This window comes from Nocardia sp. NPDC050713 (assembly GCF_040654315.1).
GTDB lineage: Bacteria > Actinomycetota > Actinomycetes > Mycobacteriales > Mycobacteriaceae > Nocardia.
In genome coordinates, this window is the sequence record NZ_JBFAHS010000002.1 from 1 (window position 1) to 14,113 (window position 14,113).

Consider the following 14,113-nt stretch of genomic DNA (forward strand, 5'->3'; position numbering starts at 1 on the left):
GCCAGTGTCTCCGACATTCGTCGGTCCTTCCTGCCGAACCATCAGGTTCGGCCGATCGGACCGAGATCAAGATCCGCCGTTGTTCCGACAGTCCCCAATCGGACAGCCTGTCTGGCACTCGAAATGCCTCCTGGGCGCTGACTGAATCGGCCGACCCGGTTGGTGGTGGAACTGAGAGAGGAATTCTGAGCTGTTGTTCGCGCTGCTCAGGCGACATGGAGTATGTAGTGCGCACACCTGGCCGGGGTCAGCGTGGACTATTACAGCCGCCTCGAGCGAGGACACAATATCAACGTCTCCGACGAGGTCCTCGACGCCGTGGCCCGCGCCCTGCGCCTGGATGAGGTCGAGCGCTCCTATCTGTTCCAGATCGCCCGGGCGAATCCGCGGCGCGCCCGGCGCCGGACTCCAACGCGAGTGCAGCGGGTCCGTCCCGGGATCCGCCGCATCCTCGAGACGCTCGACGACGTGATGCCTGCCTTCGTCTTCGGCCGCCGCATGGACATCCTTGCCGCAAACCGTCTCGCCCGGGCGCTGATCACCGACTTCGAGGCGCTCCCGCCTCGGGACCGAAACCTGCTGCGCTACACCTTCCTCGACGAGTCCGACCGCGCTGCACCTCGATTGGGAAGAGGTCGCTGGGGACAACGTCTCGGTCCTGCGCTTGGACGCCGGCCGCCACCCGGACGACCCGCTGCTGGCCGAACTCGTCGGCGAACTGGGTCAAGAACCCGCAATTCCGGCGCTGGTGGGCCGACCACAACGTCCGCGAACGACTCGCGGGTGTGGGTGTTTCAGGCCGCGAGCGCGGGCTAATTACTTGCCTCGAACTCGATCGGGGTCGATTGGCCGAGTCGGCGTTGCCATCGGGTGCGGTGCGGCTGACTGGGCCCGATTGTGGGTCCGCCGGCTACGAAACCGCCGCTCGCCAGATAGGTCGATGATTCACTGCAACCGATCGGCGAGGGTTTGTTCGAGCCAGTTCGATCGTGCCTGTGTGCTATCCCAGGTCCTGGCGCTGCGGAGGTTCTTGCGCGAGGCCAGGGTGTTGCGGTCGTCATCGAGAGATGCCGATACGTCGGCCATCACCCGGTGAGCAGCGCAACGGAGCGAGAGGGTAGGTACCCAGTATCTCTGCGATGATCAAGATATTGCCGGAATCGGGCCGTGTCATCCACCTACCGCTTCGTCGGCGGATGATGGGCCAACCGAGTTCGTCAACAGGTCCGCGATGGTGACCGCGTCGGGCAGGGTCCAAGTCGCCGCTTCGTCAGCAAGGAGCTGTTGCCACGATGGTGCTCCGGCTTCTGCACGGGCCGCGGCATCGGAGCGGACTTTCAGCGCGAGCATGCCGATCCGCATGAGAACAGGAATGTTGAGATGTCGAGCAGCGACTGCGGTTTCACCAGCAATTGCCGCGGCGGCGGTCTTCGACAAGCTGATCGCGCCGGCTGCGGCGTGCGCGGCGAGCAGCATCTCTGTGTGTTTGGCCGCTGTCGAGGTCGCCAGGCTTGAAGTGCCCGTGGAACGGTAGGCCCCGAGGTAGGTGTGGGTTCGGATGACGACTTCGGTCGCGAGCATTCCTAGACCAGGTGTCAGCATTCCGGAGCGGAGATTCAGCCCGTCGCCGGAGTTCGCGCCGGCGTAAGCGTCATTGGCGAATTTCCGCAGGACGGGGTTCGGCATCTCGCAGAGAAGTGTCCATCCCGGCAGTGGAAGGTTCATCGGGGTGACGAAGTCGGCGGCCCAGTGCTTCAACAGAAGCGCGACTGCGAGATGCCGCTCGGGCGCTTGCGCGAAGGGCAGACCGGAGCGAGTTGTTGCAACTTGTTCGACCATCCGCTGTCCGTCGTCCCACCATGTGCCTTCGAAGGTTCCGGTACGGATCTGATTGAGGGCGGCGAAGAACCGGCCGATGTCGTGGCCGGCGGACCGGACGCGATGTGCCGGGCCGCCGAATTTCGGGCCGGTGTAATCGATGGGGAGTCGGGCGGTTTGTCTCTCCCACCGGCGCAGTAGATCGGTCTTCTTCAACAAGGACAGGCCACTGAGCACTGCAGCGTCGACGTGGTCGTCGTACAGGTTTCCGAGTGCGCCGATGAGCCCAGAGAGGCCGACGACCACCAGGTCGCTACATTCCCAGGGAAGCCGTTGGGCTGCCCGCCATCCATCGAGCTGCTCGAGCGCGATCGGGTCGAGGATATCGGCTATTTCGGGCTCGCCCCATCCCTCGACTTCCCGACGCTCCTGATGATGGGCTGTGAGTACGGAATAGGTGAGGTCTGTCGGAGTGCTCGCGATGCGCTTGGTCACCGCACGGTCGATCGGCTTATCCGAAAGCGCTGATGCGGCGATCATTTCGATGTCGTCGAGGTCGCGTGCGAGTGCGTCCAAGTTGCCAACGTAGTCGTCATCGATCGGCGAGATCCAGTCGCTGGAGTTGCCCCCGGCGGTGCTCACGCTGCGTCCTCGAGGTCGTCTGCGAGGACGGAGACCCCCTGGGCAAGGGTCTCGACGGTCTTCTTCTCGCCCTCGAGTACCTCGAGTTCAGTAAGCAAGGCTTGAAGTTCGTCATTCTCGGGTCCCGTGACACGCTCCTTGAGCCGGTCGGCCACGACCCGGAAGCGTGCGACGCGATCTTCGGCCGCCAGGCGTTGATCCCGCTCCGCGTTCAGCTCTGCCTGCTTGGTCTCGAGCTGCGCACGAAGGTTTTCGATTCGCTCGGCGAGAGTCGCGACGGTCTTGCCAAGGTTGGTGACACGCTCGCGGAGGCTCACAATGACGGCCTTTGCTGCCTCTTCGTTGCCGTCGACATCGCGGAGCACAAGCTGAGTCACGACGTGGAGTCGGATGGCGTCGGCTGCGATGCGAGCTGCCGTGAGCCCGGCAGCCTTGCCCGCAAGCGTGGCCGCCCCGGCTCCTACTGCGCCGCTGAAGCCGGTGATGAGGGCAGCACCACCGGCCATGCCGAGTCCACCGGCAGCGATGGAACCGCCGCCGATCGCGGCCAGGCCTGCAGAAGTAGCAACCGCGCCCGAATAACCGAGAACAAGCGCTCCGTACGCTCCGGCAATTGCTGGTGCGGCAAGGCCGCCGGTCAGGACGCCGAGTCCGAGGCCAGCCCCGGCGAGGAGCGCGTACTTGCTCCAGTTGCTCGCCTTCGACAGCTTCTTGATCGCGTCCTTGTATGCGGTTTCCACAGCATGGAGGTCTTCGGGATGTAGTTGATCCATCGACCCATGAACGGCGGTGAGAACCTCGGCGCGGACGGCCTTCTCCCACTTGCCCTCTACCCACGGCTCGAAGCCGTAGAGGTCGATGAGCAGAAGCAGAGCTCGTGACCTTCTCGCCACGACCGAGGAGATCTCTGGCCCAGCGGATTCGAGTGCCTCGAGATTCGGAGACTCGCCATCCGCAGCGATCTGGTGAACAGCCCCAGCAATAGCGGGGGACCAGTCGTCCAGGTTGCGCTGCACGATAGCCGCAACCGCGTTGTCGCGAAAGGAGTTGCGGATTTCGCGCTTGGAGGCAAGGTGCTTGCCCTTCGATGCGGCGATGTCGCGCTGCATCATTCGGTACTGCCATGCCGTGAGGATGAAATCCTCATCGGGTGAGAGCTCGAGCTTCTTCTGCACCTGCACCGCGTCCATGCGCATGACACTAGCGACAATCCCCGACAGGAAATGGCGGTTCCGAGCGAACACATCAGGTCGGCCTGAATGGTGTTGCGACCCACCTCGAGTGCACCACCGGGCGGGTACCACGGTCGAGGATCTGACGGCTGCAAAGGAGCCTGCGGCGTTTGGCTGAGACGTCGAACAGCGGTCGCGACGACCCGAACTCGCGACGGTCGTCGCTCGCAGTATCGCCACTACCCGCTGTTCGTCTTGTTATCCCGCCGCGGGGCCTTCGCATACGAAAGCCTCAGCGGTGCGATGATCGCCGCGCCCGACGAGGCCGCCGTGACCCGTCTGCCATCGGAGCCCAGGCGGTGGCCATCGTGCTCTCCGCATTCGGTCGAAATCCGTTCCTGGCACCCTCCGCGCGAAGGACGCAGCGCCCCTACCGGGTGCGCACCGGCCAAGCGGGGGCTCCGGCTCCGAATTGCGGTGCGGGCCAGGCGTAGTCGGGGTACTCCGCCAGGGCGGGAGCGGCCGTTACGAGACCGCCGTGGCGCACGGTCAGGTCGGGGTTGGGGGCCGTGGCCGGGCCGTGCTGGAGGGTGCGGGCCGGGTGGGTGAGCAACCAAGAGGCCGTGCGCGCCAAAGAGACACGCACGTCGCGGCCGATGCCGTCGTAGGTGCGGGCGGCCAGCGCGTCGATCACGCCCGCGGCGAGCAGGTAGCCGGAGGCGTGGTCGAGGGCCTGCGCGGGTAGAGCGCCCGGCACCGAGGGCGCGCCCTCCAGGATGGAGATGCCGGTGGCGGCTTGCACGATGCTGTCGAAGCCGCGGCGCGCGCCCCAGGGACCGGACTCGCCCCACGCGCTGACCCGGCCGTGCACCAGGCCGGGGCGCACGGCGGTGGTGAGTCCCGCGTAGTCGAGCGCGCCCGGACGATACCCGCTGACGAGCACGTCAGCCGAGGCGAGCAGATCGTGGAACACCGCCGACTGGGCGCGCAGGTCGACGAGCGCGGAGTGCTTGCCCTGGCAGGTGTCGGCGTACTGCCACGGGATCTCGGGCAGCCACGGCGGATCCACCCGCAGCACCTCCGCCCCGAGCAGCGCCAGCGTCCTGGTGGCGACCGGCCCCGCGATCACCCGGGTCATGTCGAGCACGCGCACGCCGCGCAAGGGCTGGAACGGCGTGGCGTCGGAACGGAATTGCGCGCCCGCGCGGTCCTGCCGCGGTTCCACGGCGACCACCGGGCCGGACGCGGCGGCGTGCGCCTGCGGACTCGCGGCCCACTCGTCCTCGGTGCGCACCTGAACCGCGATCGCGCCCGCCGCCGCGGCGTTGTCCTCGATGTCGGAGGCGCGGCTCATGGCGATGTGGGCGACCGCGAGATCGAGGGGCGCGTCCTCCGGTAGGCCGAGGGCGGCGAGCAGGCGGGTTCGGTGGTGCGGGTAGTTGGCGTGGGTGCGCACCCATCCGTCGAAGGTGGGGAAGAATCCGGACAGATCGGCGAACATCGATACCTGGCGGCCGTTCGCGCGCAGCAGGCTGTCGCTGGAGAACGCCGCGGTGATCCGTTCCGGATCGATCCGGTGCGGCATCGGAGCCAGCCCGTGCGCGTCGCGCAACCGGTTGGCCGCGGCAGCCACGGCGGCCACCGATCCCGCGGCCAGTGACCATACCGGCAGTGTCGCAGCAAGATTGCTGCCAGGATCGGGGGAGTGCGTAATCTCGGAAGCGGGGACTCCGATTCCGGCTTCGTAGTCGTGGACCAGCCGTGCGTGCGCGTTCACCAGATCGAGACTAGCCGTACCGGAGGAGAAGGAGACCGACGTGGACGAGACGATCACCGCCACCGACTGGCTGCGCGTCCTGCGCACCGACCCGGCGCCGCGCCATTACCTGGTGTGTTTCCCGCCGGGCGGCGGTTCGGCGACCGCCTACCGTGACCTGGCCCGCGAACTCGGTTCCGGCGTGGCGGTACTGGCCGTGCAATATCCGGGTCGGCAAGATCGGATCGCCGAGCCGGCGGTCCCGGATCTGCACGCGCTCGCCGATCTGATCGCCGGAGAGTTGCTGGCGCACGGTCCGCGGTCCGGACTCGCGCTGTTCGGGCACAGTATGGGCGCCACCCTCGCCTACGAGACGGCCCGCAGGCTCGAGGACGGCGGGCAGGAACTCACCGCGCTGTTCGTCTCGGGCCGCCCCGCACCGTCTTTCGCCGAATCCGGCCGCCTGCACCTGGAATCCGACGAGGCGCTCATCGCGGAATTGGAGCGTCTCGCGGCCGATCCCGCGCCGATCGCGCTGCTGCGCACCGAACGCGGCCTCGCCGACCTGGTGCTGCCCGCGATGCGCAGCGACTACCAAGCCGTGGAGACCTACGCGCACCGGCAGAGCTCGCCGCTGGCCTGCGATCTCGCCGCACTGGTCAGCACCGAGGACCCGACCACCACACCGGACCAAGTCGACGAGTGGCGAGCCTTCACCTCGGGCGGGTTCGAGCGCGCGAACTTCCCCGGCGGCCACTTCTACTTCGACCAACATGTCGGCGCGCTGGCGGAATTCGTCACTCGGCACCTGCACGATCCCGCACGCCGTCGCTGAACCGTCTGTCCTGAAACGCATTACGCGAACGAAAGAACCTCGGCTTTCGCCACGGATATCCAGCGTGGGCCGAGCGGAAACCGATCAGCCGAGGTATTCCGACTCGAGGACGAGATCGTGCAGCAGCGACTGGTATTCGACGTGCGTGCGATGCTCCACGGTGCGCCAGGAAAGCCCCTCGTGCTCGCGCATGTAGCGCAGATAGTCCGGCGCGCCGGGGATCTTCACATTGTCGGCGACGACGAGGCTGCCCGGATGCAACCAGTGCACCTCGAGCAGCGCGAGCAGGTCGGGCAGGTACGCGGTCTTCAGGTGGTCGAGGAAGACGAAATCGAGCGCCCCCGAAGCGAATCCGTGATCGACGGCGAGTCTGCGCAGGGTCGTGCCGCCGTCGGCGATCTTGCCGACCACGACCTCGACTCGATCGTCGAGTCCGGCGTGCGCGATCACCTCGGTCGCGATCGTCGCGTTGGCGGCACTGGCCTCCACCGAGACCAGCCGCCCTTTCCGTGGCAGCAGTCGTCCCGTCCGCACCGCGCTGTATCCGCAGTAGGCGCCGAGCTCGAGCGCGAGCAGCGGCTTCGCCCGCCGGACCGCGGCGTCCAGCAGCAGGCCCTTCTCGTCGCCGACGTTCATCAGGATGCTGCGGTTGCGCGCGAAGTCGTCGAAAGCGGCGAGCACGCTGTCCGGGTCGCCCGCCGTCGCGGTGTGCAGCACATGCTGCCGAACGGCCTCCTCGCGGCCGTCGCCGACCTGCCCGGTGCGCAGGACGGATCGTCCGCCGAGCGCGAAACGGATCGTCGACCAGCGTAGGAACGGCGCCTTGTCGCGCAGCAGCGCGCCGAGTCCGGCTCGCCGCGACCCACCGTGATCCGCCATGCGCGCCCTCCGATCGTGGTAGCCGGTGTCACCCGCGATTCTGCGCGCCCGACCCGGCCCGGCGGTGGAGGCTCACCACGGTGAGGGCTGATAGTCCTTGAGGAAGCAGCCGTAGAGGTCGTCGCCGTCCTCGCCCCGCACGATCGGATCGTAGACGCGGGCGGCGCCGTCGACCAGGTCGAGCGGGGCGTGGAAGCCCTCCTCGGCCAGGCGGATCTTGGTGTAGTGCGGGCGCTCGTCGGTGATCCAGCCGGTGTCCACGGCGGTCATCAGGATCGAGTCCGATTCGAACATCTCCTTGGCGCTGGTGCGGGTCAGCATGTTCAGCGCCGCCTTGGCCATGTTGGTGTGCGGATGTCCCGGGCCCTTGTACCCGCGGCTGAACTGACCCTCCATGGCGGAGACGTTCACGATGTACTTGCGGCGCGCCGGCGCGGCCGCCATGGCCGGGCGCAGGCGCGACACCAGGATGAACGGCGCCACCGAATTGCACAGCTGCACTTCGAGCAGCTCGGTGGGATCGACCTCGCCGACGGTCTGCACCCAGCTGTTGGTGTGCGCCAGATCGGGCACCAGCCCGCCGGCGTCGATCGCCACGCCGCGCGAAATCCGTTCCGGGGTGGCGGATCCCGCGACCAAGGCGAGTTCGGCGACGTCCGCGGCGGTGAGCGTGGGCGCCAGCGAGGCGGTGAGCGCGGTCGGGTGCGCCTGCATGGTCTTGCCGAAGCTCACCACGTCGGGCAGCGCGCCAGCGGGCAGCGGACCGGACTCGGCCTCCACCAGCGCGCTGTAGGCGCCGGGGGAGCGGCGCACGGTCTGTGCCGCGTTGTTGATCAGGATGTCGAGCGGGCCCTGCGCGGCGACGTCGTCGGCGAGTGCCACCACCTGCGCCGGATCGCGCAGGTCGATGCCGACGATGCGCAGCCGGTGCAGCCAGTCGGCGCTGTCGTCCATCGCGGCGAAGCGGCGGATGGCGTCGTTGGGGAAACGGGTGGTGATGGTGGTGTGCGCGCCGTCGCGCAGCAGCCGCAGCGCGATGTACATGCCGATCTTGGCGCGGCCGCCGGTGAGCAGCGCGCGCCGGCCGGACAGATCGGTGCGCGCGTCGCGCTTGGCGTGACTGCTCTCGGCGCACTCCGGGCACAGCTGGTGGTAGAAGGCGTCGACGCGGGTGTAGCGCTGCTTGCAGATGTAGCAGGGTCGCGCGCGCATCAAGGTGCCCGCACTCGCGCCCTTGGCCGTGGAGGTCAGCGGGATGCCCGCGGTCTCGTCATCGATGCGATTCGGCGAGCCGGTGGCGGTGGCGGCGACCACCGCGCGATCCGCGGTCGCGACCTTGTCGCGCGCCTCGACGCGGCGGCGCTGCTTGAGCTTCTTGAACATGTGCCCGACCGCACGCTGCACCGCGATCGAGTCGGGGTGTTCCTTGTCCAGCTGTCCGGCCTGGTCGAGTACCCGAAGACAGGTGGCGAGCTCGTCGGGATCGATACTGCTGTCGGCCATCGGGTCTGCGGAGGTCCTTCGTGAGCTGGGCAATCGAAGTCACCATTGTCGCAAACCCCGATGTCGGGTCGCGGTCCGGCCGTGCGGAGCGCGCACGTCTCTCCTGGCAGAGCGGGATTCCGACGCGCGACCGGCCGCTGTTTGTGCAGGAAGGGAGCGGGTAGTTGCCGCTGTGTAACTGATGATCATGCAGGTCCGCGGTGTCCTGCTAATCGCTCGCTCGGCTGGTCGCCGCGATCGTCCGGAGGAAAGATCGAGGAGGAGACCATGAGTCATTTGCTGGATTCAGTACTCGGCAGCACCGTCTACGACCGTGACGGCGACAAGGTCGGCAGGGTCAAGAAAATCTACGTCGACAACGCGAGCGGCTTCCCGACCTGGATCGCCGTCTCCACGGGCTTGTTCGGCCACGACTCGCTCGTGCCGCTGGCGGGCGCCGAACACCGGCGCGACCGCTCGGCGCTGCAGGTGCGGGTCGGCAAGGACGAGGTCAAGTCCGCGCCGTACCTGGACGAGGACGGCAACATCAGCCAGCGCAGCGAGCGAGAACTGTTCGACCACTACCACCTCGACCCGGCTCTCTCGGCGTGGAAGACCTACGGCAGGCCCTACGGCGAGAACCAGATGGGCAACCAGCCCACCGCCGCGGACCGGGCGATCGACGGCGACGGGCGCACCGGCATGGAGCGGACCGACGGCGAGCTGATCCGTTCCGAGGAGCGGCTGGACATCGGCACCGAGCGCGAGGCAGCGGGCACCGCGCGCGTGCGCAAGTACGTGGTCGAAGACGAGCAGACCGTAGCTGTGCCCACCAAGCACGACGAAGCGCGTCTGGTGCGCGAGCCCATCGCCGACCCGTCCTCGGCGCGCGGCGAGATCGGCGACGACGAGCGCGAGATGACCCTGTTCGGCGACGAGGTCACCGTGCGCAGGGACTCGGTACCAGTGGAACGGGTGCGGCACGAGGTCGACGACGAACGGACCGTGTCCGACACGGTGCGCAGGGAACGCATCCAGACCGAAGGCATCGACGAGCCGCGCGATACCGATAGGTGGTGACCGGCCGCGCTACGGTGTCGTCGAGGACCGGAGCACATCCCTCGGCGGCGCCGGCGGCCGATTCGTGATCGAAGGAGAGGTCAGCTGTGCCGAACGACTCGGAGGTTCGCGACGCTTTCGACGCGGTACTCGCCGCGGCGGACTATCCGATCTGGGTGGTCACCACGGTCGCGTGCGGAACCCGCGCGGGATGTCTGGTCGGCTTCGGCACGCAGCTGAGCATCGACCCGCCGCGATTCGTGGTCGGGCTGTCCGAGAACAACCACACCTTCCGTGTCGCCGCGGACGCCGAACACCTCGCGGTGCACCTGCTGACCGAGCAGGACCGGGAGCTCGCGCGGTTGTTCGGCGCCGAAACAGGAGACAGCACGGACAAATTCGCGCGCTGCGCGTGGACCGAGGGTCCGCACGGGCTGCCGATCCTGAGCGCGGCGACGCACTGGTTCACGGGCCGGATCGTGGCGAGGTACGACTTCGGCGATCACGTCGGCGTCGTCCTGGAACCGACCGCGGGACACGCCGCCGATTCGGCACGTCCCGCGCTGCGCCTCGCCGCCGTCCTCGATCTCTCCCCGGGACACGAGGCCTGAGCCGAGCTCAGCCGCGGGGCAGGCTCGTGTCCGCGGCGGTCAGGTCTTCGACGAAATTGCCGAGCGCCTCGGCGACCAGCAGCGGTTCGGTGGTCGGTAGCCAGTGGTCGGCGGGGATCGAGCAGCGCCACAGTCGGTCCACCCAGCGGGCGCTGCCGTAGTAGAGGAACGGCGGCACCAGCACGTCGGTGGTGTCGACCACCAGTTGCACGGGCACCGGGGTCGGCCGGGGACGCGGCCGCAGCAGGCGGGGCGCCAGGTTGGCGTGCACGATGCGCGCGCCCGCGACCAGATCCGCCCGCCACGTCGGCGCGATCGGCGCGTACGCGGCGGGAATGCCGCCGAGCAGCTCGATCAACCAGGTGCGCATCCGTGGCGGATAGGTGACGCGGACGGCCGCGGTGCGCGCCGAGCCCGCGCCGTGCCGCCAGAATTTGCGGTCGGCCAGCAGTCGCTGGATCCGGTGCGGCCGGAGAGCCAGCTCGCGCAACTGGACGCCGAGGTGATCGAGATTGGGTCCGGAGATGGCGGTGAACGAGGCGATCCTGGTGGTGGCGCGCGGATCACAGATCGCCTCCCAGCCCTGGATCGCACCCCACCCGTGTCCGCAGACGTGCGCGGGCAGGTTCGGGCTCACCGCGTCGAGCACCGCGAAGAGATCGTCGGCCAGCTTGTCGAGCCGGAAAACGCCAGGGCCGGAGGGCGTTTCGGACCGGCCGTGCCCGCGGGCGTCGTAGGCGACGACCCGGAAGTCGTCGGCGAGCAGCGCGGCGACCTCGCGCCAGACCCGATGGGTGTCGGTGAGTCCGTGCATCAGTATCAGCGGAACGCCGCGCGGATCACCCCACTCGAAGACCGCGAGCTCGCCGTCGGCGCCGCGGACCCTGCGCTCGCGTCGCGGGCGGTGGGTTCCGCCCGATCCGGTCCTGTCGAACGATTCGGTCATAGGCTCGCCTCGGTCGCTGTCCGTCACTGCCGGGCGCGCGGCACCCGAACGTACTGGCGGTACGTTCCACGATATTGCCAGTACGGCGGCCGTCGAAGCAATGCCGTCGACGCTATGAGCTGGATCACGGACTCGTGGTCCGCCGTGTCTGTCGACCGGTGGGCGTACCGCCGGTACGGGTAGGCTGCGGCCGTGGGACGCACGCACGACAGATCCGCGAGGCCGACGATCACGCGCGAGGAGATCGTCGACGCCGCCGTGCGGGTCATCGATCGGGACGGACCACGGCCGAGCATGGACGCCATCGCCAGGGCGGCGGGCATCACCAAGCCGCGCCTGTACCGGCGATTCGCCGACAAGGCCGATCTCTATGCCGAGATCGGTGACCGGATGGGCAAGTCCGTCGCGGCCGCGGCGGGCACCGACCTGACCCTGGTGCTGCAACCGCCGCGCATCGCACTGCGCCGCGTGCTCACCGGATACGCCGACCGTATTCTCGAGCACCCCAACGTGTTCCGATTCCTCGGTCGAGCGCAGATGAGCCAGCGCGGCGACGGCTCGGTGCTGCAGTTCGATCTCGGTCGCGCCGCGGCCGAGCGGTTCACGCGACAGGCGCGCGAGATCGCCGAGTCCCTGCCGATCGATCCCGCCGGAATCGACTATCTCGCCCGCGCCGTCGTCGGTTCGGTCGTCGCCGTGACGGATCTGTGGCTGGGTGATTCCGGCCGCCCCGATCCGGAGAGCACGGCCGAATTCGTCGACCGGGCCGGCGGATTGGTCTGGGGACTGATCGACGGATTCCTGCGTGGGCAGGGCATCGTCGCCGACCCCGATTCGCCGATCTTCACCACGCTCGCCGCGCTGGAGTCCGCGCGCTGAACCCCTCCATCGGTCTGTCGGAGCGCACCTGTGACCGCACTTGTTGACAAGCCGCCAATAGTGCTGGAACCTGATGACGACGGACCGGCGCCGAGGCCGGTCCGAGGCGAGCAAAGGATCGAACCATGGCACGCGCCGCGTGGAGTGACGACGAGGTAGAAGCCGTACGCGACCTCGCACGGACGTTCTTCGAGAAGGAAGTCGTCCCGCACGAGGAGAAGTTCGTCGCGCAGGGCCACCCCGACCGCAACCTGTACAACCGCGCGGGCGAACTCGGCCTGCTGTGCACCGCCATCCCGACCGAATACGGCGGCGGGGGCGGCACTTTCGCGCACGAGGCGGCGATCATCGAGGAGCAGGCCTTCGCGGGCGACGGCTCGCTCGGCATGGCGGTGCACAGCTCGATCATCGCGCCGTACCTCATCGAGTTCGGTTCCGAGGAACTCAAGCGGCGGGTGCTGCCCAAGGCGGCCAGCGGCGAGATGGTGCTCTCCATCGGCATGACCGAACCCAGCACCGGCTCGGACCTGCAGAACATCAAGACGCGCGCGGTGCGCGAAGGCGACGAATACGTCATCACCGGCTCGAAGATCTTCATCACCAACGGCTGGCTCTGCGACGGCATCATCATCGCCGCGAAGACGGACCCCGCGAAGGGCGCGGCGGGTGTCTCGCTGATCTTCGCCGAGGTCGGCGACGACACCCCCGGCTTCACCCGCGGCCGCATCCTGAACAAGATCGGCGGCAAGGCCCAGGACACGGCCGAGCTGTTCTTCGACGGACTCCGGGTGCCCGCCGCGAACCTGCTCGGCGAAGCCGAAGGTCAGGGCTTTTACCAGATGATGCGGCTGCTTGCCCAGGAGCGACTCGTCACCGCCATTCTCGCCACCGCCATGATGGAGAAGGCGGTCGAGTTGACCGTCGACTACACCAAGGGTCGCGAGGCATTCGGCAAGCCGCTGTTCGCGATGCAGAACACCAAGTTCGAACTGGCCGAATGCGCGACGCTGGCCAGGGTGTGCCGCACCTTCCTCGACGACGCGATCGTCAAGCATCTGCGCGGCGACCTCGACATCCCGACCGCTGCCATGTCGAAATACTGGATCACCGATCAACTCGGTATCGTGGTCGATCGCTGCCTGCAACTGTTCGGCGGCTACGGCTATATGACGGAGTATCCGATTTCCCAGCTCTACACCGGCGCCCGCGTCCTGCGCATCCTGGCGGGTAGCAACGAAGTGATGAAGGATCTCATTGCGCGGTCTCTCTGAAACCCGAAGCGGCGGAGCGGCGTCGACGGGGCCGAAGAGCGCCGCCGACGAGTCGCCGCGCCGCCGCAGGCTCGAACCCGACGAGCGGCGCGCGCAGATCCTCGCGTGCGCGATCGACATGTTCGGCGAACGTCCGTACGCGGCGGTGTCCACCGCGGAACTCGCGCAGCGCGCCGGAGTGGCCCGCGGGCTGATCAACCACTACTTCGGCAACAAGCGGGATCTGTATCTGGCGGTGGTGCGCCGGATGGTGACCCTGCCCAAGCTCGACGCCATGACGGTGCCCGCGGGGACCGATCGCGAGCGTGTCGACGCCAGCGTGCACTGGCTGCTGGACACCATCGGCGAGCACGGCAGCACCTGGGTGAAGGTCACCAGCCACGAGGGCGTCGGCGACGACCCCGAGGTGCAGCAGATCCTCGACGAGGCCGACGACGCCGCCGCCGAGCGCACGCTGGTGATGATCGGTTTGGCCGGTTCGGCGCACAGTGCCGAACTGCGGGCCATGGTGCGGGCGTACGGCGGGCTGGTCAAAGTCGCGGGCCGGGAGTGGATCACCCGCGGCAACCTCACTCGGGAACAGGTGCACGAACTGCTCGCCGATCTGCTGCTGACGCTGGTCACCGAGACGATGCCCAAGTTCGACCGGCGGCGCTGATCCGCCCGCCGGTTCGGCACGGCTCCGCGCGGTAACCAGCGGATACGGGTCCATCCGCATGAATCTCGGTCCTGGATCCGGCATTTGGCAGGAGAAAATCGCTCG

General features: G+C 68.1%; 12 protein-coding genes and 1 pseudogene. 7 read left to right on the top strand and 6 right to left on the bottom strand.

Going from position 1 to position 14,113, the window contains the following annotated elements:
* Positions 1-252 precede the first annotated feature (252 nt).
* Positions 253-1,096, top strand: a pseudogene (locus tag AB0H49_RS03360) (hypothetical protein).
* 74 nt (positions 1,097-1,170) lie between these two features.
* Here the strand turns inward: AB0H49_RS03360 and AB0H49_RS03365 are convergent.
* The 3 genes from AB0H49_RS03365 to AB0H49_RS03375 form a co-directional block, all read right to left on the bottom strand.
* Positions 1,171-2,460 carry a hypothetical protein gene (locus tag AB0H49_RS03365; RefSeq protein ID WP_357246637.1) on the bottom strand — a complete coding sequence of 430 codons (1,290 nt, stop codon included), beginning with the start codon at positions 2,458-2,460 and terminating at the stop codon, positions 1,171-1,173.
* On the bottom strand, positions 2,457-3,650 hold the full coding sequence (locus AB0H49_RS03370; protein WP_357246640.1) for a hypothetical protein: 1,194 nt from the start codon (positions 3,648-3,650) through the stop codon (positions 2,457-2,459). Before AB0H49_RS03370 ends, AB0H49_RS03365 begins: the two co-directional genes overlap by 4 nt.
* A gap of 412 nt (positions 3,651-4,062) precedes the next feature.
* Positions 4,063-5,409 carry a CoA transferase gene (locus AB0H49_RS03375; RefSeq protein WP_357246643.1) on the bottom strand — a complete coding sequence of 449 codons (1,347 nt, stop codon included), beginning with the start codon at positions 5,407-5,409 and terminating at the stop codon, positions 4,063-4,065.
* Positions 5,410-5,449: 40 nt separating this feature from the next.
* Here AB0H49_RS03375 and AB0H49_RS03380 point away from each other — a divergent pair, with 40 nt between their 5' ends.
* Complete coding sequence (locus AB0H49_RS03380; protein WP_355003612.1) at positions 5,450-6,223, top strand: alpha/beta fold hydrolase; 774 nt, start codon at positions 5,450-5,452, stop codon at positions 6,221-6,223.
* A gap of 84 nt (positions 6,224-6,307) precedes the next feature.
* Here the strand turns inward: AB0H49_RS03380 and AB0H49_RS03385 are convergent, their stop codons facing one another.
* Both AB0H49_RS03385 and AB0H49_RS03390 read right to left on the bottom strand, forming a co-directional pair.
* On the bottom strand, positions 6,308-7,102 hold the full coding sequence (locus AB0H49_RS03385; RefSeq protein WP_357246647.1) for a class I SAM-dependent methyltransferase: 795 nt from the start codon (positions 7,100-7,102) through the stop codon (positions 6,308-6,310).
* A gap of 72 nt (positions 7,103-7,174) precedes the next feature.
* Complete coding sequence (locus AB0H49_RS03390) at positions 7,175-8,605, bottom strand: SDR family NAD(P)-dependent oxidoreductase (protein WP_357246650.1); 1,431 nt, start codon at positions 8,603-8,605, stop codon at positions 7,175-7,177.
* 267 nt (positions 8,606-8,872) lie between these two features.
* Here AB0H49_RS03390 and AB0H49_RS03395 point away from each other — a divergent pair, with 267 nt between their 5' ends.
* Entirely contained in the window at positions 8,873-9,664 is a 792-nt protein-coding gene (locus AB0H49_RS03395; protein WP_357246652.1) for a PRC and DUF2382 domain-containing protein, read from the top strand.
* An 86-nt stretch (positions 9,665-9,750) separates the two neighbouring features.
* A complete protein-coding gene (locus AB0H49_RS03400) occupies positions 9,751-10,254 on the top strand; it encodes a flavin reductase family protein (protein WP_355003608.1) in 504 nt (167 codons plus the stop codon).
* A 7-nt stretch (positions 10,255-10,261) separates the two neighbouring features.
* Here AB0H49_RS03400 and AB0H49_RS03405 read toward each other — a convergent pair whose 3' ends face one another.
* Positions 10,262-11,200: an alpha/beta fold hydrolase gene (locus AB0H49_RS03405; protein WP_355003607.1), complete on the bottom strand. Its 939-nt coding sequence runs from the start codon at positions 11,198-11,200 to the stop codon at positions 10,262-10,264.
* Between the two features lie 192 nt (positions 11,201-11,392).
* Between AB0H49_RS03405 and AB0H49_RS03410 the strand changes: the two genes are divergently transcribed.
* The 3 genes from AB0H49_RS03410 to AB0H49_RS03420 all read left to right on the top strand — a co-directional run bounded on the left by AB0H49_RS03410 (position 11,393) and on the right by AB0H49_RS03420 (position 14,008).
* Entirely contained in the window at positions 11,393-12,079 is a 687-nt protein-coding gene (locus AB0H49_RS03410; protein WP_357246656.1) for a TetR/AcrR family transcriptional regulator, read from the top strand.
* 125 nt (positions 12,080-12,204) lie between these two features.
* Positions 12,205-13,350: an acyl-CoA dehydrogenase family protein gene (locus AB0H49_RS03415; protein ID WP_357246659.1), complete on the top strand. Its 1,146-nt coding sequence runs from the start codon at positions 12,205-12,207 to the stop codon at positions 13,348-13,350.
* A gap of 97 nt (positions 13,351-13,447) precedes the next feature.
* Positions 13,448-14,008 (top strand): helix-turn-helix domain-containing protein, encoded by a 561-nt coding sequence (locus tag AB0H49_RS03420; RefSeq protein ID WP_357247910.1) that lies wholly within the window; start codon positions 13,448-13,450, stop codon positions 14,006-14,008.
* Positions 14,009-14,113 lie beyond the last annotated feature (105 nt).